The following is a 21,363-nucleotide window of genomic DNA, read 5'->3' as shown; positions in this document are numbered from 1 at the left end:
AGCCCCAAAAATCTAGCGCAACACCGCCATTCTTCCGACCAACGGTAACGTGGACAGTAGCTTGAACAACGGCGCTGTCCAGCGCATCAACGCCTCGCTGCCTTTGGCCGCCAGCGGCGTGTAGTAGCTCCAGCCCAGTGCCAGTACGGCCATCAGCAAGCCGCCGATGTAGTCGTCCTGCCCCCAGTGGGCACCGGCCACCAGGCGCGGCAGCATGAACAGCGCTGCGAGCCCCCAGACCACCAGGTATTGCGCAAGACCGCGGCTGAACACGCTCATGAACAGCGCCCAGATCAGCAGCACCGAGGCGTGATCACCCGGGAAACTCTTGCTGGAGCGGTCCTTGAGTTCCCAGGCAGCCTCCAGGTTCGGGTAATAGTCACTCAGGTGCACGACGTCGTCGAAGATCATCGATGGACTCTTGTGTTGCCACCCGGCTGCATCCACCCACTTGGAAAACAGCGCACGAATCACCACTAAGAGGAGTAGCGTGACCAGAAAACCGAAAAATGCCTGGCGAACCTGAGTAGCCTTGAACACCCAGTCACCACGAATGAGCACCGCCAGCAGGATCAGGCCGACGACGATGTCGAACGGGCGTAGGCTGCCGATGGTCCAGATGTAGCGCCAGGTGGTGCTATCGGCCAGCGGCGCGTTCAGGCTGCGGAACAGCCACTCGTCGAAAGTCAGGCACAGGATCTGGCCAAAAGGCCATATCCAGAAACACAGTAGAGCGATGGGAAGCAGCGTACAGGCTGCCAATGGCCCCCAGGACCACCTTGCTTGGAACAGTGGTCGATTGTCCATAAAATACCTCTATTGCAAACAGGAATCGGAGCGCCTTGTGAGCGCTCTGTCACGGGTTCTCGCCGGTTTTCGACAACCCTTGTAACCATTTTGTCATCATTTTTTAGATAGCCGAAACCTATGAGCGATTTGCCTGATACCGATTTCACCCAACGTTTCATCTTCGACGAGCGCGATGTGCGCGGCGAGTGGGTGTCTCTCGATGACAGCTACGCCGCGGTGTTGGCGCGTCATGAGTACCCCCAGCCGGTCAAGGTGCTGCTCGGCGAGTTGATGGCCGCCACCGCCTTGCTGGTGGGTGCGATGAAGTTCGATGGCCTGCTGATTCTGCAGGCGCGTTCGGCCGGGCCGATTCCGCTGCTGATGGTGGAATGTTCCAGTGAGCGCGAGATTCGTGGCATGGCCCGCTACGAAGCGGACCAGATTCCGGCTGGTGCCACCCTGTCGCAGCTGATGCCCGACGGCCACCTGACCCTGACCATCGACCCGGTCAAGGGCCAGCGCTACCAGGGGACCGTCGACCTCGATGGCGCCAACCTGTCTGAATGTTTCACCAACTACTTCGTCCAGTCGCAGCAGCTCAATACCCGTTTCTGGCTCAATGCCGCAGGCGGCAAGGCCCGTGGGCTATTGCTGCAGCAACTGCCGCGTGATCGCCAGCCGGATGATGAAGAGCGCGAAGACAGCTGGCAGCATGTGGTCGCCCTGGCCAAGACGCTCAAGCCTGAAGAGTGGACAGAGGGCAACGAAACCCTGCTGCACCGCCTGTATCACGAAGACGCCGTGCGCCTGTTCGATATCCAGCCACTGCGCTTCAATTGCAGCTGTTCGCGGGAACGCTCCGGCAATGCGCTGGTCAGTCTGGGCGAGCACGACGCCAAGGCGCTGGTGGACGAATGTGGCGGGACGGTAGAGATCGATTGCCAGTTCTGCAACGAGCGCTACTTCTTCGATGCCAGCGATGTGGCGCAATTGTTTGCGGGTGGCGGTACTGACGTGGCCTCAGAAACTCGTCACTGAAACGTTAAATCACAGGATAATCTCCTGTCGAATTGCGCAAAAGCGCAGTTCTGACAGGAGGGGCCTACTTTTTTTGGGCGTTTCTGGCATAATCCGGCCACTTTTTTCGCTGTAGTAGTTTTTTCAAGACAACTACAAAACGTTTGGAGCACTCGGCCTCGGGCCGGATGGGGTATCTCATGACGCAAGCCAACAACACCGTGTACACCGACCTGAGCGTCGATGAGCTGGTAAAAGAAGCGCTGCAACGCGGTGAAGGCGTACTAGCCGATACTGGCGCACTGGTCGTGGAGACTGGTCACCGTACCGGCCGTTCGCCGGCTGACCGTTTCATCGTCGAAGAACCTTCCACCCAGGACGCCATTGCCTGGGGCCCGATCAACCGCAAGTTCCCGGCCGACAAGTTCGATGCCCTGTGGGACCGCGTCGAGGCGTTCAACAACGCCCAGGATCACTTTGTTTCCTACGTTCACGTAGGGGCGGCCGCGGAGCACTACCTGCCGGTGAAGATGACCACCCAGACCGCCTGGCAGAACCTGTTCGGTCGTTGCCTGTTCATTAACCCGGAGCAGTACAACCCGGCTGGCCGTGGCGAGTGGCAGGTCCTCAACGTTGCCAACTTCGTGTGCGAACCTGAGCGTGATGGCACCAACTCCGACGGTTGCGTGATCATCAACTTCGCCCAGAAGAAAGTGCTGATCGCTGGCATGCGCTACGCCGGCGAAATGAAGAAAGCCATGTTCTCGGTGCAGAACTTCCTGCTGCCGGCTGCCGACGTACTGCCTATGCACTGCGCGGCCAACATCGGTGAAGAAGGCGATGTAACCTTGTTCTTCGGCCTGTCCGGCACTGGCAAGACCACCCTTTCGGCTGACGAAAGCCGTTACCTGATCGGTGACGACGAGCACGGTTGGGGCGAAGGCGTTGTCTTCAACATGGAAGGCGGCTGCTACGCCAAGTGCATCGACCTGTCCGAGAAGAACGAGCCGGTCATCTGGAAAGCCATCAAGCACGGCGCAGTACTGGAAAACGTCGTTCTCGACGCCAACAAGCACGCCGACTATACCGATGTCAGCCTGACTCAGAACAGCCGTGCGGCCTACCCGCTGGAGCACGTTGCCAAGCGTTCGGAAGCGAACCTGGGCGGCGAGCCTAATGCAGTGATCTTCCTCACCTGCGACCTGACAGGTGTTCTGCCTCCGGTTTCGATCCTGAACAACGAGCAGGCGGCCTACCACTTCCTGTCCGGCTACACCGCGCTGGTCGGTTCCACTGAAATGGGCTCGGGCGGCGGCATCAAGTCGACCTTCTCCACCTGCTTCGGCGCACCGTTCTTCCCGCGTCCGGCTGGCGAGTACGCTGAGCTGCTGATCAAGCGTATCAACGGTTTCAACTCCAAGGTCTACCTGGTCAACACCGGCTGGACTGGTGGTGGCTACGGCGTTGGCAAGCGCTTCAGCATCCCCACCACCCGTGCCGTGATCGCTGCTATCCAGAGCGGCGCACTGGTCGGTGCCGAAACCGAGCACCTGGACATCATCAACCTGGACGTGCCGAAGGCCGTTCCGGGCGTTGAAACCGAACTGCTCAACCCGCGCACCAACTGGGCTGACAAAGCGGCCTACGACGAGGCTGCCAAAGGTCTGGCCAAGCTGTTCATCGAAAACTTCAAGAAGTTCGAAGTTTCCGACGCCATCAAGGCCGCTGGCCCGCAGCTGTAAGCCGAGCTCAGCCGCAACGAGAAAGCCGCCCCCAGGGGCGGCTTTTTTGTGGGTGCGGGCTTGCCCGCGAAAGGGCCGGGCCTGCTGGCCAATTTCCACCCGCGATTCACCGTCGCAGCCGCCATCGTATTCGCGGGTAAACCCGCTCCTACACATTGATCGGTGGTGGGCGCAGGCCGTCGTAGGAGCGGGCTTGCCCGCGAAGGGGCCCGCATAGGCAGCGAAAGTCTGGTTTTTCTGTTTCACTGTCAGCATCCATTGCGAAGACAAGAGCCAGCCAGATGACCGAAGCCCTTCAGCGAATTGCCTTCTCCCACTTCCACCCGATCCTCACCCGCCCCCAGGACAACGACCTGAACGGACACATCGCCGGTGCAACGGTGCACAGTTTTTTTGAAACCGCGATACAGGCGTTTCTCGTCGAACAGGCCGAACTGGACCTGCGGCACGGTGAACTGGCCGCCTTCGTGGTCAGTTCGGCTGCGGATTTCTACGCGCTACCGGGCTTCCCGGATTTGTTGGAAGTGGGGTTGGGAGTGACGCGTCTGGCGGGCAGCACGGTAGAGTACCGGCTGGCGCTGTATCGCCCGGGCGAACCGGAGGCGTGCGCAGCAGGCACGGTAGTGCAGGTGTTCATCGAGCGCGACAGTGGCCGGCCTGTGGCGTTGCCAGAGGCGCTGCAGGTTATCCTGTCCGGCCTCGTGCTGGAGCGGCAGGCATAAAAAAGCCCCGCTGGCAGGGGCGGGGCTTTTGTTGCCGGGGGCAGGGCCCTCAGGCGTTAGTCGCGCCAGTGGCGCTTGTGCTTGCGGTGACCATAGTGGTGACCACGGTCCCAGTGACGACGGTCGTCGTCGTAGCCGCGACGATAGCGGCGGCCATCGCGGTAATCGTCTTTGTCGGCCTCTTTGCCCAGGTAGTTACCCAGCGCACCACCGGCACCACCGCCGGCTGCCGCGCCAATGTAGCTACCCGTGGTGCCGCCCACGGAGCGACCGACCACGTTACCACCTGCAGCGCCCAGCGCGCCGCCGATAGCGGCCTCACCACGCTGGCGTTTGTCTGCGCCCAGGGCGCCACCTGCCGCACCGCCCAGACCGGCACCAATGGCGCCGCCGGTGCTGCCACCGATGGAGTTGCCCACGACTGAGCCCAGTACCCCACCCAATGCGCCGCCAATGCCGGCTTCGGTGGTGCCGCCTGCCATGGCAACGCCGCTGAGCAAGCTGAAAGACAACAACAGAATCGAGGAGTACTTCTTCATCAAGAGAGCCTCATAGGGATGACGAGGCGAATTTGAGGCTAAGAGGCGTGGCTGGCAACGGAAATCCGACGAGTAACACGAGTTGTACACAATTCTCTAACTTGCTGTATTTACTATGAAACTTTATCGTTTTTAGGCTGTCTGAGACCTTTATGACAAAGCCCTGAGCCGCCACGGAACAGGGCTTTTTTCGTTTTTACAGGATACGCCTGTCCTCGCTCGCACGCTCCAGCTTGATGGCAATGAACTTCGATGTCGGCGTATGGCTACCAACGCCAATGCTCTCCAGCGGCACCAGCGGGTTCACCTCCGGGTAATACGCCGCCGCCTGCCCGGCAGGTATGTCGAAGGCCAGCAGGGTAAAGCCTTGCACCCGGCGCACATGTTCATCCCCCCACAGCGAAACGATGTCGACCTTCTGCCCCGGCTGGAAGCCCAGGCGGATGATGTCGGCTTCGTTGGCGAACAGCACCTCGCGCTGGCCGCGCACACCGCGGTAGCGGTCGTCCAGGCCGTAGATAGTGGTGTTGTACTGATCGTGCGAGCGCATCGATTGCATGATCAAGTCTGGCAACTGGCCGCTGGCGCGTACGCGTTCGTCAAGCAGCGTGTCGGGCAGCAGGTTGGCTTTGAAGTTGGCGCGGCCGGTGCTGGTCGCCCATTCGCGGCTGGCCGCGCTGTTGCCCAGATAGAAGCCACCCGGGTGACGCAGGCGCTGGTTGAAGCCGCTGAAACCGGCAATGGTGTCGCCGATCAGGTCGCGGATACGGTCGTAGTCGGCCACCAGCCAGTGCCAGTCCACCGGTTGCTTGCCCAGCGTGGCGGCGGCGATGCCAGCGATCACCGCAGGCTCCGAGCGCATTTGCGTCGACAGCGGCTTGAGCTGGCCGTTGGAGGCGTGGACCATGCTGAACGAGTCTTCCACCGTGACTGCCTGCGGCCCTTCGGCCTGCAGGTCGATGTCGGTGCGGCCCAGGCATGGCAGGATCAGTGCCTGCTTGCCATGGACCAAGTGGCTACGGTTGAGCTTGGTGCTGATGTGCACGGTCAGTTCGCAGTTGCGCAGCGCCTGGGCGGTACGCTCGGTGTCGGGTGTGGCTTGGGCGAAGTTGCCGCCCAAGCCGATGAAAACCTTGGCCCGGCCATCGAGCATCGCATGAATGGCTTCGACGGTGTTATGGCCATTGCGCCGTGGCACAGGGAAGCCAAAGCGCTTTTCGATGGCATCCAGCAGCGCCTCTGGCGGGCGCTCGTTGATGCCCATGGTGCGGTCACCCTGCACGTTGCTGTGGCCACGCACCGGGCACAGGCCGGCACCGGGCACGCCGATGTTGCCACGCAGCATCTGCAGGTTGACGATTTCCTGAATGGTCGGCACCGAATGACGGTGTTGGGTGATGCCCATCGCCCAGCACATGATCACCCGCTTGCCCCGGCAGTACATGCGCGCGGCCAGTTCGATATCGGCCAGGGACAAGCCGGACTGTGCCTGGATGTGCGACCACGGCGTGGCGTCCACCACGGCCAGGTATTCATCGACGCCATGGCCATGTTCGGCGATGAAGGCGTGGTCGAACACGGCCGGTTCGCCGTTGGCCTGGGCTTCGCGTTCCCATTGCAGGACGAACTTGGCCATGCCGCGCAGCATCGCCATGTCGCCACCCAGGGCCGGGCGGAAGAAGGCGGTGTTGGTCGGACGGTCACTGTTGGTCAGCATTTCCAGTGGGTTCTGGGGGTGCTGGAAGCGTTCCAGACCACGCTCCTTGAGCGGGTTGATGCACACCACCTGGGCGCCACGCTTTACCGCATCACGCAGTGGGTCGAGCATGCGCGGGTGATTGGTGCCGGGGTTCTGGCCCCAGACAAAAATGGCGTCGGCGTGCTCGAAGTCGTCGAAAGTGACTGTACCTTTGCCGACCCCGACGCTTTGCCCCAATGCCACACCGCTGGCTTCATGGCACATGTTCGAGCAGTCAGGGAAGTTGTTGGTGCCGTAGGCGCGCACGAACAGTTGGTACAGGTACGCCGCTTCGTTGCTGGCACGTCCCGAGGTATAGAATTCGGCCTGGTCAGGGTTGGCCAGCTTGTTCAGTTCGCGAGCGATCAGGGCGAAGGCGGCATCCCAGCTGATCGGCAGGTAACGGTCGCTGGGTGCGTCGTAGACCATCGGTTCGGTCAGACGCCCTTGGTACTCCAGCCAGTAGTCGCTTTGCTGCAGCAGCGAGGTGACGCTGTAACGGGCGAAGAAGGCAGCATCGACACGGCGCTTGGTGGCTTCCCAGTTCACCGCCTTGGCGCCGTTCTCGCAGAACTTGACCATGCCGCTTTCCGGCGAATCCCCCCAGGCGCAGCCGGGGCAGTCGAAACCGCCGTTCTGGTTGGTCTTGAGCAGGGCGCGAATGTTCTTCAGCGCGTTATCGCTGCCGGCCCATGCCTTGGCCACGCTACGCAGTGCGCCCCAACCGCCGGCGGGGCCGTGGTAGGGCTTGTAGCGAGGGGGGGAGGCTGGGGTGTTGTCCGGAAATTGTTGGTACGAGGTCACGACTGTTACGACTCCGCCGCTGGGCTGTAGACCCGCGGTGCGCTGTGCTTGGGCAAGTGGATAAGGTTGAGGTTGTGCTTGCGCGCCCATTGCAGGGCAAGGCCGGTGGGCGCCGACAGGCTGACCAGGGTCTGGATGCCGGCACGCAGTACTTTCTGGATCAGCTCCAGGCTGCAGCGGCTGGTGACGATGGCCAGGCCACCCTGGGTGTCGATGCGTTGCCGCAGCAGGGCGCCGATCAGTTTGTCGAGGGCGTTGTGCCGGCCGATGTCTTCGCGGCCGAGCAGCAATTGGCCTTGGCGGTCCATGAACAGTGCTGCATGCACGGCACCGCAATGCTGGCCCAGTGGCTGGAAGGCGTCGATGCGCTCGCGCAGGCCGACCAGCCACTGGGCCGGGGGTAGGGGCGCACCCGGCAACACGGCCAGATCCGGTAGTGCCTGCTCCAGGGCCTCGACCCCACACAGGCCGCAACCACTGGTGCCGGCCAGTTGGCGGCGCTGGTTTTTCAGGTTCCAGAACGCCCGGCTGGAGATTTCCAGGTCGGCGTACATTGCCGAGCCGCTGCCGGAGAGCTTGAGGTCGTAGATTTCTGCGGTGCCTTCGACAATGCCGCTGCCGACGCTGAAACCGACGGCGAAGTCTTCCAGATCGGTAGGGCTGACCAGCATCACCGCCTGGTTGAGGCCGTTATAGACAATGGCCAGGGCCACTTCCTCGGCCAGCGGGGTGCTGTCGCGTTTGGCGTCGCTGAGCTGGACGTAATCGTAGGTGTTGCTGGCGGCGGGCATGGACAAGGGCGATGAGGCCGCGCAGACCGGAGGCTTGCTGTTCATCGGGGCGCTGAATACCGGCGGCTTTCTGATAGCACAAGCCTAGGCGCGTGGGCCGGCGGCGTCTAATCGCTAGGGTCTATGCCTTGATAGACCGCGTCGATTGGTCGCGCAGGGCGGAAGTGGTAAAGCTGACCTAGACTCCTGTGTCCAAGGTTTCGTCAACAAGGAGAGCGCAATGAGCCTGTTCAGTTTCGTGAAGGAAGCCGGCGAGAAGTTGATCGACCTGCTGACCCCTGGCAACGCCAATGCCGACGAGCAGCTTAAGAAACACGTGGAAGCTGTTGGCCTGGGCAACCCCAACATCACCGCCACTGTAGAAGGAGACAAGATCATCCTCAAGGGTGAAGTGGCCAGCCAGGAAGAGAAGGAGAAGATCATTCTTGCAGCCGGCAACATCAATGGTGTGGCCTGCGTGGATGACCAGATCACTGTGACAGGGCCAGTGGTCAAGGCGGCCCGGTTCGTTACGGTGAAAAAGGGCGACACGCTATCGGCCATTTCAGTCGTGGTTTATGGCAACGCCAACCAGTACAACAAGATTTTCGAGGCCAACAAGCCGATGCTGTCGCACCCGGACAAGATTTATCCGGGGCAGGTGCTGCGTATTCCTGAATGATCTCTGAAACCTGTACCGGCCTCTTCGCGGGCGCGCCCGCTCCCACAGGTTGAGCGCCCTCTCACGGCTGGCGCAGTAACTGTAGGAGCGGGTTCACCCGCGAAGAGGGCCTCATAGGCCTACCAGTAACTCCCGGTAATCCTCGACCGCCGCAAACTCTTCAGTATCCCGCGGCCCTGCTTTGCTATCCGGCTGGCGCACCGCCAGCAAGTGCCCCACACCAAACCGCCGTGCACTGCGCAGAATTGCCAGCGTGTCATCAATGAACAGGCTGCGTTCCGGTTCGAAGCCGATATCCGCCTGCAGGGCATCCCAGAACTGCGGGCTCTCCTTCGGGTAGCCATAGTCGTGCGAGCTGATCAGCCGCTCAAAGTACGGTGCCAGCTCCACCCGTTCCAGCTTCAGCGACAGCGAGTCACGGTGGGCATTGGTGATCATCACGACACGCTTGCCGGCCTGGCGAATCGCCGCCAGGAAGGTATCGGCATCCGGGCGCAGGGCAATCAGGTCGGCAATTTCCCGCTTCAGCTCGCGAATGGGCAGGCGTAGCTCGCGGCTCCAGAAGTCCAGGCAGTACCAGTTCAATGTGCCGGCATTGCGTTCGAACAGCGGTTGCAGCTCCATTTCCGCCATGGCCCGGCTTACACCGTGCAGCTCGGCATAGCGCTGGGGCAGGTGGTCCAGCCAGAAGCGGTTGTCGTAATGCAGGTCGAGCAGGGTGCCATCCATGTCCAGCAGGACGGTATCGATGGCAGACCAGGGAAGAACAGGCATGGGAAACTCTCGATCAGTCGGCAAGCCACGGTATAGTAACCCGTTCACGCCAAGGAGCCGCCCCATGCGCCAGAAACCCACCGTACTCAGCCGCGAAATTGTCGCCAGTAGCCGCCTGTTCCGCGTCGAAGCCGTACAGCTGCGCTTCAGCAATGGCGCCGAGCGCACCTATGAGCGCCTGGTGGGACGGGGTAACGGCTACGGCGCGGTGATGATCGTGGCCATGCTCGATGCCGAGCACGCCGTGCTGGTGGAAGAATACTGCGGTGGCACCGATGAATACGAGCTGTCGTTGCCCAAGGGTCTGATCGAGCCGGGCGAAGACGTGCTGGCGGCAGCCGACCGGGAGCTCAAGGAAGAAGCCGGTTTTGGCGCACGCCAGCTGGAGCACCTGACGGAACTGTCGCTGTCGCCGGGCTACATGAGCCAGAAGATTCAGGTGGTGCTGGCCAGCGACCTGTACGAAGAGCGCCTGGAAGGCGACGAGCCTGAGCCGATGCGGGTCGACAAGGTCAACCTGCGTGAGTTGTCGGCCTTGGCCATGCACCCGCAGTTCACCGAGGGCCGCGCCCTGGCGGCGCTGTACCTGGCCCGTGACCTGCTGATTCAGCGGGGGCTGTTGGAGCTATGAACGACCTGCAACTGATGCACGAAGTGGTCAAGCTGGCGCTGACGGCAGGCGAGGCGATCCTGCCATTCTGGCGCGCCGATGTCGCGGTGACCAACAAGGCCGACGATTCGCCGGTTACCGCCGCCGACCTGGCGGCGCACCGGGTAATTGCCGATGGCCTGCTGGCGCTGGCGCCGCAGATCCCGGTGCTGTCCGAAGAGGACTGCAATATTGCGCTGGCCGAGCGGCAAAGTTGGAGCCGCTGGTGGCTGGTCGATCCGCTGGATGGCACCAAGGAGTTCATTGCCGGCAGTGAAGAGTTCACGGTCAACATCGCCCTGATCGAGAACGGCGACGTGGTGTTTGGCGTGGTGTCGATGCCGACCAATGGACGCTGCTACTTCGGTGGGCGCGGGATGGGGGCCTGGCGTGCAGATGCCGGTGAGGCACCCCAGCTGATCCAAGTACGCAACGCACCCGCGCAGGGCGAGCGTTTTACCGTGGTGGCCAGCCGTCGGCATTCCAGCCCGGAGCAGGAAGCGCTGTTGGCCGGCCTTGGGGCTGCGGTGGGTGATCTGGAGCTGGCCAATATCGGCAGTTCATTGAAGTTCTGCCTGCTGGCTGAGGGCAGCGCAGACTGCTATCCGCGCCTGGCGCCGACTTCGCAGTGGGATACTGCAGCGGCGCAGGGCGTGGTGGAAGGGGCCTGCGGCGAGGTGATCGGGCTGGATGGCTTGCCATTCCGGTATCCGCCGCGCGAGTCGTTGCTTAACCCGTACTTCCTGGCATTGCCCGCCAATGCTGCATGGCGCCAGGCCTTCCTGAACCTGATTTGACGGAGTATCACCCTACCCTGTGGGAGCGGGCGAGCCCGCGAAGCAGGCACCGCGGTGCGGGGCACCGGCTTCGCCGGTGTTCGCGGGCCTGCCCGCTCCCACAGGTTTTGCGCCAGCCTTTGGGTTCTGTGCAGTGCAGTTGCTTTCAGCGGCTGCTGGGCTAGCGGTGCAAGACGTACTGGCCGCTGAATTTCACTGCAGGCTCGTCACTTCCGGCATTACTCACGGTGGTTTCCAACGGCAACCGCGCCCGCCCACGGCGCTGGTACATGGCCAGGAATCGCTCCCAGGTCTTTTTGTCGGGCGCGGTACAACGCGCCACTGCCGTGCCGGTCACTGGCAACGGGTAGCTGATCTGCCCTTCCTGGATGACGATATGCCCGTCATTGATCCCCAGTTCACGCAGGCGCAGGTGCAGCCAGCCCCAACCCACCAGCACTGCTGCGCAGTACAGGCTGCCGCCGAACATGGTGCTTTTGTGATTGACGTTGGCCGCCAGCGGCAGTTGCAGGCGCAGGGTGTGCTGCTGCCAATCGATCACTTCCAGGCCCATTTCGCGGGTCAGGGGGATGTCGCTGTGCAGTACGGACTGCAGGTACTGGCTATCGGTGCTCATTAACGGTTGTCCTCTTGATCGTCATGCCCTCCGCTGCCGCCGTCGAAGTTCAAGCCATGCTTGCGCAGCTTGTCGTGCAGGGTTTTGCGGGGGATACCCAGTGCTTCGGCCAGGCTTCGCATGGAGCCGTGTGGCTGGGCCAGTTCGGCGGCGATCAGCGAGCGTTCGAATTGCTCGACCTGCTCGCTGAGGTTGCCGCTGAGCATGGGCGCTGCCGGTGCTGCTGCCGAGGGCGCCTGGCCATCCAGTGCCAGTTCCAGGCCAAGGGCGAAACGCTCGGCGGCGTTCTGTAGCTCGCGGACGTTGCCTGGCCAGTCATGACGCAGCAGCAGGGCGCGTTGCGCGGGTTGCAGCGCATGCGGCGACAGGCCATGACGTTGGCTGGCAGCATCGGCGAAATGCTGGAACAACACCAATATGTCGTCGCCGCGTTCACGCAGTGGCGGAATACGCAGCGGCGCCACGTTCAGGCGGTAATACAAGTCCGCGCGGAAACGCCCTTGGTCGGCAGCCTGACGCAGGTCTTCCTTGGTGGCGGCTATGATGCGGATGTCCAGCGGGATCAACTGGTTGCCGCCCAGGCGTTCGACCACTCGCTCTTGCAGCATGCGCAGCAACTTCACCTGTACATCCAGGCTCATGCTCTCGATTTCGTCGAGGAACAGTGTACCGCCGTTGGCAAATTCGAACTTGCCGATACGGCGTTTCTGCGCGCCGGTGAATGCACCGGGCTCGTGGCCGAACAGTTCGCTTTCGACCACCGATTCGGCCAGCGCGCCGGCGTTGATCGCCACGAACGGCCCTTCGCTGCGGCTGGACAAGTCGTGCAGCGCGCGGGCCACCACCTCTTTGCCAGCGCCGGTTTCGCCCAGAATCAACACGTCGGCGCGGGTGCCGGCCAAGGCGCCGATCTGTTCGCGCAGGCGCAGCATCGCCGGTGAATGGCCGACCAGGCGGGTTGCCAGTTGCTGGCGGTCGCTCAGTGCCAGACGCAGGCTACGGTTGTCCAGCACCAGCCGGCGCAAAGCCAGGGCGCGGCGCACGCTGTCGAGCAGGGCGTCTGTGGCAAAGGGTTTTTCCAGGAAGTCATAAGCCCCGGCGCGCATCGCCTGCACCGCCAGCGGCACATCGCCATGGCCGGTAATCAGCAGCACCGGCAGTTCGCTGTCGCGGCCGTGCAGTTGTTCCAGCAACTGCAGGCCATCGATGCCCGGCATGCGGATGTCGCTGACCACCACGCCGGGCCAGTCGGCCTCGATGCGCTCGGCCAGGCCTTGGGCTTCGGCCAGGGCGACTACCTTGAGCCCGGCCAGGTCCAGGGTCTGGCTCAAGGCTTGGCGCAGGTGGGGGTCATCGTCGACCAGGATGACCTGGGCTCGGCTGTCGATCAGTGTCTCGGTGGTCATGCCGAGGGGTCCTCCGAATTGGGCAAAGTAGCGCCAGATGCGGCCACACGCAGCTGGAGGGTCAGCATTGCGCCACCTTCCGGGTGGTTGGCCAGCAGCAGTTCACCGCCCAGGGCGCGCATCAGGCTTTCACAGATGGCCAGGCCCAGGCCCAGGCCCTGGGTGCGGGTCTTGGTGGTGAAGAACGGCTCCTTGGCGTGCTCCAGGGCCTGGCGGCTGAAACCGGGGCCGTTGTCACGGATGTACAGGTAGACGCAGTCATCACGCTGCTCGGCACTTAGCCACAGGCGGCGCGGGTTGGCCTTTTCGGTCAGGGCGTCGAGGGCATTGGCCAGCAGGTTGCCTAGCACTTGGCGCAGGCGGGTTTCGCCGGCCTGTACCCACAAGGTGGCTTCCGGCAGGTCGCGGATCAGCTCTACGGCCATCGCCCGGCGGCGCTTGGCCAGTAGCGCCAGGGCATCGTCCAGGGCCGGCTGCAGGGCCACGCTCTCCGGGGCATGGCGGTCACGACGGGCGAAGGCACGCAGGTGGGCAATGATCGAGGCCATGCGCCCGGTCAGCTCGCCGATCAGCTTGAGGTTGCCGCGGGCGTCTTCGGTACGTTGGTGGTCGAGCAGGATCTCGGCGTTTTCTGCGTAGCTGCGGATGGCGGCCAGGGGCTGGTTCAACTCATGGCTGATACTGGCCGACATGGTGCCGAGCACCGACAGCTTGCCGGCCTGCACCAGTTCGTCCTGTGCGCGCACTGCCTCCTGCTGAGCGTTTTCGCGCTCCAGCACGGCATTTTTCAGGCGGGTGTTCAGGCCTTCAAGGTCGGCGGTACGTTCGGCCACGCGCTTTTCCAGTTCCTGGCGGCCACGGGCTTCGAAGTCGATGCGGTCGATGTAATGGCGCCGCCGTTGCATCACCAGGCCTGCCAGCAACATCAGTACCAGCAGCGTACCGGCACCGATGGCCATTACCGTCTGCACCGAGCGATCAACCAGCGTGCGCGGGGCAAGGATGCTGACTTGCCAACCAGTTTCCTTGATGTCGCGGGTCTGGGTGATCCAGGCCTGCGGGTTGAGAACCAGCGGCTGTGGGGCCTGGGTCGGATAGGGCTGGATGGCGATGATGGCCTGGCGCTCGGCGTCGGTCAGCGTGCGGGTAGCACGGAAGCGCCAGTCGGGACGCGAAGTCAGGATGACCACGCCATTGTGATCGGTCAGCAACAGCTGCTCGGGCGTACGGCCCCACAGGGTTTCGGTGTGATCGAGATCGACTTTGACCACCAGCACGCCGACGATCCGCTCGCGGTCGCGCACGGCCGCGGCAAAGAAGTAGCCCCGCTTGGCCGAGGTGGTGCCCTGGCCGAAGAAGCGGCCCAGGTGGCCAGCCATGGCTTCGTTGAAGTAGGGGCGGAAGGCGAAGTTTCGGCCGACGAAGCTGTCGTGCTTGTCCCAGTTTGAGGCGGCCAAGGTGTTGCCGCTGACGTCCATCAGGTACATCACCTCGGCACCGGTCTGCTGCACGATATCCTTGAGCAGGCGGTTGGCGTTGGTCACCGCTTCCAGGCGGAAAGGGTCGGCCAGCACGCCACGCAGCGCTGGCAGGTCGCCGAGAATTTGCGGCAGGGTTTCGTAACGGTGCAGGGTGCCGAGCAGGTTGGCGACATACAGGTCGAGGGTCTGGCGGTTCTGCGAGGCCAGTTCTTCCTGGTAATAGCGTTCGGCCAAATGATGCAGGGGCCACAGCAATGGGGCCAGGCTCAGCGCCAGCAGGGCCAGGCTGCGCCAGCGGGGACGGCGTGGGGGCGTCGGTTTTGCAATCATCACGTAAATGCGCCAGAAAAGTCTGACGCAATTATGCGCTACTTAAGGCAGCAGTTCCGCCTCTGCCAATGGCAGGCCTACCTTGTCCTTGTCCGATAACAGCGGTGGCTGCTGCAGCCCCCAGTCGATGTCCAGTTGCGGGTCGTCCCAGCGGATACAGCGGTCGGCGCCCGGGTTGTAGTAGTCGGTGGTCTTGTAGAGGAACTCGGCCGATTCACTCATCACCGCAAAACCGTGGGCGAAGCCGGGCGGAATCCACAGCTGGCGGTGGTTGTCGGCCGACAGGTGTACCGCAACCCATTTGCCGAATGTTGGTGAGCTTTTGCGCACGTCCACGGCGATATCGCGGATCTCCCCGTGCACCACGCGCACCAGCTTGCCCTGGGTGTTTGCCACCTGGTAGTGCAGCCCACGGAGCACGCCCTTGATGGAGCGCGAGTGGTTGTCCTGGACGAACGCCACGTTCACGCCGGTTTGCTGTGAGAACTCACGGGCGTTGAATGCCTCGAAGAAAAAACCACGGCTGTCAGCGAACACCTTTGGCTCGATGATCAGTACTTCAGGGATTGCTGTAGGGATGATGTTCATAGCGGCTCGCTGGCCCGTCGCTCAAGTATTGACCCTAGTCGGCCTTGCCGGAAATTTCCGCGCGTAGCTGTAACAGGATGCATAAGGTGTGGCTATGGTAGACAGCAGGCCGCTCCTTTCACCAGACCAGCGCTGACAGTGTCGATTGTTATCGATTTAAATTCGCCGAATGGCGCGGCATTCTTCGATTTTCAGGCTTCAAATATCGATATATATCGGTTATAAATTGGCAAACGCCCCAGCATACCCGGCTCAGGGCCATCACAGAGGTCACCCATGAAAACCCTCAACTCCACGCCCCGTGCCGATGGTTTCCACATGCCCGCCGAGTGGGCCCCGCAAACTCAGGTATGGATGGTCTGGCCGGAGCGCCCGGACAACTGGCGCCTGGGCGGCAAGCCGGCGCAGGCTGCCCACGTAACCCTGGCCAAGGCCATTGCCCGTTTCGAACCTGTGACCGTCGCGGCTTCCGCCGGCCAGTACGAGAACGCCCGTCGCCAACTCGACCAGCCGAACATTCGTGTGGTTGAAATCAGCAACGACGATGCCTGGGTGCGTGACACCGGCCCGACCTTCGTCATCAACGACCATGGCGAAGTACGCGGCGTAGATTGGGGCTTCAATGCCTGGGGCGGCTTCGATGGCGGCCTGTACGCACCTTGGAACCGCGACGAGGAACTGGCCGCCAAGCTGCTGGAAATGGAGCGCTGCCAGCGCTACCAGACCGAAGGTTTTGTGCTGGAAGGTGGTTCGATCCACGTAGACGGTGAAGGCACCGTGATCACCACTGAGGAATGCCTGCTCAACCGCAACCGCAATCCGCACCTGAGCCGCGAGCAGATCGAAGCGGTGCTGCGCGATCACTTGGCGGTCGACACCGTGGTATGGCTGCCCGATGGCCTGTACAACGACGAAACCGACGGTCACGTCGACAACTTCTGCTGTTACGTGCGCCCGGGTGAAGTGTTACTGGCCTGGACCGATGATTCCAACGACCCCAACTATGCGCGCTGCCACGCGGCCATGGATGTGCTGAAGAACACCCGCGACGCCAAGGGCCGCGAATTCATCGTGCACAAGATGCCGATCCCGGGCCCGCTGTTCGCCACTGCCGAAGAGTGCGCCGGTGTCGACCAGGTCGCCGGCAGCCAGGAGCGTGACCCGTCGGTGCGCCTGGCGGGTTCGTACGTGAACTTCCTGATCGTCAACGGTGGCATCATTGCCCCAAGCTTCGACGACCCGGCAGATGCTGAAGCCAGAGCGATCCTGGCAAGGATCTTCCCCGACCATGAGGTGGTGATGATCCCGGGCCGCGAGCTGCTCTTGGGTGGCGGCAACATTCACTGCCTGACCCAGCAGCAGCCGGCGCCGGTCAAGCGCTGAGCCCGTAATGAATGAGAGGCCCGTCATGTGACGGGCCTCTTTTTTGCGCGGGCGACGCCCGGAGGCCGAGCTGGCATACGTTTTGTATTGTTTTTCAAGCAGATAGCGAGATGGCACGGTCAGGCCGCGCCTCTGATCTGTAACAATACCTACGTAAATTAGCCGCTCACGGGCCAGGGAGTACGTGTGGACATGAACGCAGCAAGTGAGTCGGCTTTGCGCCCATCGGCAGTTGATCGCCAATCGCTCAGGCTTTTGGCGAAGCGGTTGAAACACCATGGAAGCATCAGGGTCAGGACGACCGACCCACGACGTCTGCTTGCCGGGCGATACCCCCAAGGGTTGATCAGCGAAGCAGAGATGCAGGCGCTGATGGCGGTGTGGCACTGATCGATTGCACCTGTACCTGCCTCTTCGCGGGCATGCCCGCGAAGAGGCAGGTACAGGCAACTAAGATCAGAAACTGTAGCTACCCGTCACCACAAGGCTACGTGGATCGCCCACCTGGATCTGCGCCGCACTGGTCGCCGAGCTGTAGTAGGTCTTGTCAGCAATGTTGCTCAATGCCGCCCGCACATCCCAGTCATGGGTCCGATACCCCGCCAGTGCATCCCAACGGCCATACCCTGGCAATACTGTGGTGTTCTGGTTGTCCGCATAACGTTCGCCCACCAGTGTCAGTCCGGTTTCGGCGTACCACCCCAATTCTGGCTTCCAGGTCACGAACAGGCTGCCATTGCGCTTGGCCACGTCATTGATGCGGTTGCCTTCCTGGCCGTTATTGTCCTTGACGATGATCGCATCCTGCAGGCCAATGCCGCCGCGTACATACCAGTTGCCGACGATGTTGCCGGTGGCCGTCAGTTCGATGCCGCGCGAACGCTGCATGCCGCTGAGCAAGATGATGTTCGGGTCGTTCGGGTCGCGGGTGCGGCGGTTGTAAAGCTCCAGCTCGTAGATCGCCAGGGTGGTGGTCAGGCGCTGGTCGAGCCAGTCACTTTTCACCCCGATTTCCTTCTGCCGGGTCTCTTCCGGGTCGGTTTTATTGGTGTTGCCCGGCGCCCCCGGGGTGATGCCGATCAAGCCGCCACCCACCGGTGAGAAAGTCTTGCTCCACGAGGCGTAGAACGAATGGTCGCGCCATGGTGTGTAGACCACGCCCAGGCGTGGGCTGGTACTGTTGCTGTCCTGCGGTTCGCGCACGCCATCCTTGTTGGTGGTTTCCACTTCGAACTGGTCAAAGCGCACGCCGGCGAGAACCTGCCACTGATCGTTCAGGCGAATCTGGTCCTGCAGATAAACCCCGCGGCTGTCGACCACGGTGTGGTTGTTGCTCGATACCGCCAACGTACCATTGTGCGGCTGGCTGGGTTTTCCCAGGCCTGGCAGGCTCTGGCTGCCGGCGCTGTATAGCAGCGGATCGCGCCGCTGGTTGCCGAACTCCAGGCCCAGCAGCAGCTTGTGTTCAAGGCCCAAGGTGTCGAAGTCGCCCTCGGCCTCCAGGTTGTTGAACAGGTTGCGGGTGTTCAGGTCCTGCTGCCAGCGTTGGCGGGTCAAGGTATTGGTGCCGGCGTTGTAGCCCGTGACATAGGTGTTGTCGAACTCGCTGTCGAGTTTGAACAGGCCCAGGGTGTGGCGCAGCTGCCAGGTTTCGTTCAGCTGGTAGTTCAGGCGCGAGCGCAGCGACTGGGCGCGGTCGTCAATGTAGTCGCGATTGTCGCCGTAGGTGGCGCTGCGGCTGACGTCTGCCGGGCGGCCGTTGACACTCGGGATGCCCCGGTCTGGTGTGCGGTTGTAGCGGCTGTATTCGTACTGCACCAGCCAGTTCAGGTCGGGGGTGATCTGCCAGCTGATCGACGGGGCGAACAGTTGGCGGCTGCCGTCGATACCATCGCGGAAGCTGTTGTTGTCCTGGTTGCCCATGTTCAGGCGCAGGCTGACCGTGTCGCTGGGGTCGGCGCTGAGGTCGGCATACAGGCTGCGCAGGTCTTCGCTGCCGGCCTGCGCTTCGATGGTCGAGCGGCGACCCGGCTCCGGTGCCTTGCTGACCCTGTTGACGATGCCGCCCTGGCTGCCACGGCCATACAGTACCGCTGCAGGCCCCTTCAGCACTTCGACCCGCTCGATGTTGTGCAGGTCGCGGATGTACTGGCTGTCGTCGCGGATACCGTCCAGGTAGAAGTCGTTGCTGGCCTCGAAGCCGCGGATGCGTACGCTGTCAAAACGGGTGTCGGCGCCGCTGCTGACGTTGGGGATACCCTCCAGCGCCTTGCCCAGCGTGTTGCTGCCGTAATCCAGCACATTGGCGGTTTTCACCGTATCGATGGCCTGCGGCACATAACGCACGGGCGTCGAGGTGCGGGTTGCGGTGCTCACCTCCTTGACCCGCGGGTTGTCCTTCTCGCGTTCGCTGTCGGCGGTAACCGACGACTCCGGCAGTGTGGTGGTGGCGGCACTGGCCAGGCTGGCGCTGAAAAGCAGCGACAGGCCAAGCGTCAGGGGTGAAAGACGGCAGGGTACAAGCATGGGCACATTCAAACCGGACAGTTGAAAATTAAGTGCGAATGGTAATGCTTGCTATTTACTCTTGCTTGGGTATTTGTAAAGGCTTGTCTTTACATATGTGTCCGTTTGTAACAGCCTCTGCGGCCACGCTCTGCCTGCTCCCAGGAAATTGTCCGTTCGATCAAATGGCAAATTCCTACACAAGATAAATTGTCCGCTGATAGCGCAAACCTGCATGGAAATGCACCAGACAGGCCGGTAATTTCGGTTATATCAACCTGCATTTCACGACTTTTTGACATTTGTAATCGCACACGGCTAGGATTCGGCCAACGCCTGCTGGCCATGGTATTGGCCAAGCTGCTGCCAAGGGCCGCCGTGAAATTACCGGTCGGCCCACCCGGCTGGATCCGCATAGCGTCGAACCTACGAAGGGGCGTTGGTTCCTGGCGTCATTTTGCAGCGCGTTTTTGATTAAGAAATAAGGAAAACAACATGTTGAAAACCAGGATCAGCCTGGTCGCCCTGGCGATGATCGCCGCGACCCAGGCTCAGGCCAATGACCAGGCTGACAGCAAGGGCTTCATCGAGGACAGTCACGCCAACGTCCTTCTGCGTAACGCCTACATCAACCGTGACAAGAAGCATGGCACCGACGACCAGATCGAATGGGGCCAGGCGTTCATCGCCAACTTCTCCTCCGGTTTCACCCAAGGCACCGTTGGCGTCGGTGTTGACGCATTCGGCCTGTACGCCGTGCGCCTGGATGGCGGCAAAGGTCACAACGGTGGTGGCGGCGTAGACTTCTTCAAACCGCACGAAACCACCAATGCCGAAGGCAACGCCAGCTCGCCGCACAACCTGGCGCGTGGTGGTGCTGCTGTGAAATTCCGCATTTCCAACACCGTGCTGAAGTACGGTGACCAGATGCCAGCACTGCCAGTGCTGCAGTACGACGATGCACGACTGCTCCCAGAAAGCTTCACCGGCACCCTGATCACCTCCAAAGAGATCCAGGGCCTGGAACTGAACGCCGGCCGCTTCACCCAGGAAGCGCGCAAGAGCGCCGAGCGCCGTGATGGTGGGGGCCTGAAGTCGATCAACGTCTTAGGTGGCAGCTACAAGTTCACCGACAACTTCACCGCTTCGCTGTACACCGCCGACAACGAAGATGTGATGAAGAAGCACTACCTGGGCTTGAACTACGTCTTCCCGATCGCCAGCGACCAGTCCCTGACCCTGGACTTCAACGGCTACAAGTCGGACATCAACAACAAGTACGTAAAAGCCGCAGGCCTGAACGGCGACTCCAACACCATCTGGAGCCTTGCTGCCACCTACGCGTACGGTGCGCACTCGTTCACCCTCGCTCACCAGCGCAGCACCGGCAGCACTGGCTACAACTACGGCTTCTACCAGAACGCCGGCGGCGTGGGTGACGGTGGTTCCACCATCTACCTGGCCAACTCGTACTGGTCCGACTTCAACGCCGAAGACGAGCGCTCCTGGCAGTTGGGCTACGGCCTGGACTTTGGTGCCTACGGCATTCCGGGCCTGACCTACAAGCTGGCTTACGTGGTGGGTGACAACATCAACACCCGTAACGTCGCCAACCCGCAAGGCTTCGGCGAAGGTAAAGAGCGCGAGATCTTCAACCAGATCCGTTACGTGGTGCAGGACGGCCCGGCCAAGGACCTGTCGATCAAGCTGCGTAGCTCGTTCTTGCGTACCAACAACGCTGTGCAGCAGAACGGTTACAACGACGACGGCAACGAAGTCCGCGTATTCGTCGAGTACCCGATCAGCATCTTCTGATCTGCGGTTGCTTGCATGAATGCTGGGGCCGCGCTGCGGCCCTTCGCGGGCTTGCCCGCTCCCACAGGTACAGCGTTGCCTTCGCTGGCGCTGCAATTGGACTGCCCCCCAAAAGTTGGACAGTTTTAAGCTGCAGCCTGAGCCCTGTATTCCACAGGGCTCAGGCCATTGAGTCTCAGCTTGATGCGATCATGGTTGTAGTAGTGAATGTACTCA

20 protein-coding genes are annotated in these 21,363 nt (G+C 62.0%); 9 read left to right on the top strand and 11 right to left on the bottom strand.

The annotated features are described in order from the left end of the window. Window positions 1–12 precede the first annotated feature (12 nt). Window positions 13–807, bottom strand: coding sequence for a phosphatase PAP2 family protein (locus QYE47_RS15160; protein ID WP_014589338.1), 795 nt, complete (start codon window positions 805–807; stop codon window positions 13–15). Window positions 808–927: 120 nt separating this feature from the next. Here QYE47_RS15160 and hslO point away from each other — a divergent pair, with 120 nt between their 5' ends. The 3 genes from hslO (at window position 928) to QYE47_RS15145 (ending at window position 4,270) form a co-directional block, all read left to right on the top strand. Next, window positions 928–1,827, top strand: a complete 900-nt coding sequence (hslO, locus tag QYE47_RS15155) for an Hsp33 family molecular chaperone HslO (protein ID WP_014589339.1) — start codon at window positions 928–930, stop codon at window positions 1,825–1,827. Between the two features lie 179 nt (window positions 1,828–2,006). After that, window positions 2,007–3,548, top strand: a complete 1,542-nt coding sequence (locus QYE47_RS15150; protein ID WP_019438882.1) for a phosphoenolpyruvate carboxykinase — start codon at window positions 2,007–2,009, stop codon at window positions 3,546–3,548. A gap of 281 nt (window positions 3,549–3,829) precedes the next feature. Then, on the top strand, window positions 3,830–4,270 hold the full coding sequence (locus QYE47_RS15145; RefSeq protein ID WP_014589341.1) for a thioesterase family protein: 441 nt from the start codon (window positions 3,830–3,832) through the stop codon (window positions 4,268–4,270). A 56-nt stretch (window positions 4,271–4,326) separates the two neighbouring features. Here QYE47_RS15145 and QYE47_RS15140 read toward each other — a convergent pair whose 3' ends face one another. From QYE47_RS15140 to fdhD, 3 genes are all read right to left on the bottom strand, one after another. Beyond that, complete coding sequence (locus QYE47_RS15140; protein WP_010951626.1) at window positions 4,327–4,809, bottom strand: glycine zipper domain-containing protein; 483 nt, start codon at window positions 4,807–4,809, stop codon at window positions 4,327–4,329. A gap of 196 nt (window positions 4,810–5,005) precedes the next feature. Next, the gene (locus tag QYE47_RS15135; protein ID WP_019438881.1) at window positions 5,006–7,351 is read right to left on the bottom strand and encodes an FdhF/YdeP family oxidoreductase; all 2,346 of its coding nucleotides are present in this window, start codon (window positions 7,349–7,351) and stop codon (window positions 5,006–5,008) included. Between the two features lie 5 nt (window positions 7,352–7,356). After that, window positions 7,357–8,187, bottom strand: coding sequence for a formate dehydrogenase accessory sulfurtransferase FdhD (gene fdhD, locus QYE47_RS15130; protein WP_019438880.1), 831 nt, complete (start codon window positions 8,185–8,187; stop codon window positions 7,357–7,359). Between the two features lie 175 nt (window positions 8,188–8,362). Here fdhD and lysM point away from each other — a divergent pair, with 175 nt between their 5' ends. Next, window positions 8,363–8,803 carry a peptidoglycan-binding protein LysM gene (gene lysM / locus QYE47_RS15125; RefSeq protein WP_014589344.1) on the top strand — a complete coding sequence of 147 codons (441 nt, stop codon included), beginning with the start codon at window positions 8,363–8,365 and terminating at the stop codon, window positions 8,801–8,803. A gap of 111 nt (window positions 8,804–8,914) precedes the next feature. On the opposite strand, the gene yrfG is transcribed toward lysM, so the two are convergent. After that, window positions 8,915–9,577: a GMP/IMP nucleotidase gene (yrfG, locus tag QYE47_RS15120; RefSeq protein ID WP_003255795.1), complete on the bottom strand. Its 663-nt coding sequence runs from the start codon at window positions 9,575–9,577 to the stop codon at window positions 8,915–8,917. Between the two features lie 64 nt (window positions 9,578–9,641). Between yrfG and nudE the strand changes: the two genes are divergently transcribed. Together nudE and cysQ are read left to right on the top strand one after the other, a co-directional pair. Continuing rightward, window positions 9,642–10,208, top strand: a complete 567-nt coding sequence (gene nudE, locus QYE47_RS15115; protein WP_003255794.1) for an ADP compounds hydrolase NudE — start codon at window positions 9,642–9,644, stop codon at window positions 10,206–10,208. Further along, on the top strand, window positions 10,205–11,023 hold the full coding sequence (gene cysQ / locus QYE47_RS15110; RefSeq protein ID WP_014589345.1) for a 3'(2'),5'-bisphosphate nucleotidase CysQ: 819 nt from the start codon (window positions 10,205–10,207) through the stop codon (window positions 11,021–11,023). The genes nudE and cysQ overlap by 4 nt, the downstream gene beginning before the upstream one ends. A 160-nt stretch (window positions 11,024–11,183) precedes the next feature. Here the strand turns inward: cysQ and QYE47_RS15105 are convergent, their stop codons facing one another. From QYE47_RS15105 to rfbC, 4 genes are read right to left on the bottom strand one after another with little or no spacing between them, the layout of a single operon-like run. Beyond that, window positions 11,184–11,639 carry a YiiD C-terminal domain-containing protein gene (locus QYE47_RS15105; protein ID WP_014589346.1) on the bottom strand — a complete coding sequence of 152 codons (456 nt, stop codon included), beginning with the start codon at window positions 11,637–11,639 and terminating at the stop codon, window positions 11,184–11,186. Next, window positions 11,639–13,045, bottom strand: a complete 1,407-nt coding sequence (locus tag QYE47_RS15100; RefSeq protein ID WP_014589347.1) for a sigma-54 dependent transcriptional regulator — start codon at window positions 13,043–13,045, stop codon at window positions 11,639–11,641. The genes QYE47_RS15105 and QYE47_RS15100 overlap by 1 nt, the downstream gene beginning before the upstream one ends. Beyond that, complete coding sequence (locus tag QYE47_RS15095) at window positions 13,042–14,856, bottom strand: ATP-binding protein (RefSeq protein ID WP_014589348.1); 1,815 nt, start codon at window positions 14,854–14,856, stop codon at window positions 13,042–13,044. The genes QYE47_RS15100 and QYE47_RS15095 overlap by 4 nt, the downstream gene beginning before the upstream one ends. Before the next feature lie 42 nt (window positions 14,857–14,898). Further along, entirely contained in the window at window positions 14,899–15,444 is a 546-nt protein-coding gene (gene rfbC, locus QYE47_RS15090; protein WP_014589349.1) for a dTDP-4-dehydrorhamnose 3,5-epimerase, read from the bottom strand. Between the two features lie 276 nt (window positions 15,445–15,720). Between rfbC and aguA the strand changes: the two genes are divergently transcribed. After that, window positions 15,721–16,827, top strand: coding sequence for an agmatine deiminase (gene aguA / locus QYE47_RS15085; RefSeq protein ID WP_014589350.1), 1,107 nt, complete (start codon window positions 15,721–15,723; stop codon window positions 16,825–16,827). 192 nt (window positions 16,828–17,019) lie between these two features. Further along, window positions 17,020–17,217, top strand: a complete 198-nt coding sequence (locus QYE47_RS15080; protein ID WP_011953221.1) for a hypothetical protein — start codon at window positions 17,020–17,022, stop codon at window positions 17,215–17,217. Window positions 17,218–17,283: 66 nt separating this feature from the next. Here the strand turns inward: QYE47_RS15080 and QYE47_RS15075 are convergent, their stop codons facing one another. Continuing rightward, window positions 17,284–19,353 (bottom strand): TonB-dependent siderophore receptor, encoded by a 2,070-nt coding sequence (locus QYE47_RS15075; protein WP_014589351.1) that lies wholly within the window; start codon window positions 19,351–19,353, stop codon window positions 17,284–17,286. A gap of 474 nt (window positions 19,354–19,827) precedes the next feature. Here QYE47_RS15075 and QYE47_RS15070 point away from each other — a divergent pair, with 474 nt between their 5' ends. After that, window positions 19,828–21,147, top strand: coding sequence for an OprD family porin (locus QYE47_RS15070; protein ID WP_003255784.1), 1,320 nt, complete (start codon window positions 19,828–19,830; stop codon window positions 21,145–21,147). A 125-nt stretch (window positions 21,148–21,272) separates the two neighbouring features. Here the strand turns inward: QYE47_RS15070 and QYE47_RS15065 are convergent. Next, the coding region (locus tag QYE47_RS15065; protein ID WP_144180385.1) for an IS3 family transposase at window positions 21,273–21,363 on the bottom strand (91 nt) is incomplete at its 5' end.

It is taken from the genome of Pseudomonas sp. 2,4-D (assembly GCF_030418155.1).
Lineage (GTDB): Bacteria > Pseudomonadota > Gammaproteobacteria > Pseudomonadales > Pseudomonadaceae > Aquipseudomonas > Aquipseudomonas alloputida.
Note: the sequence above shows the minus strand (reverse complement) of the source record. Positions and strands in the feature narration are given on the sequence as shown.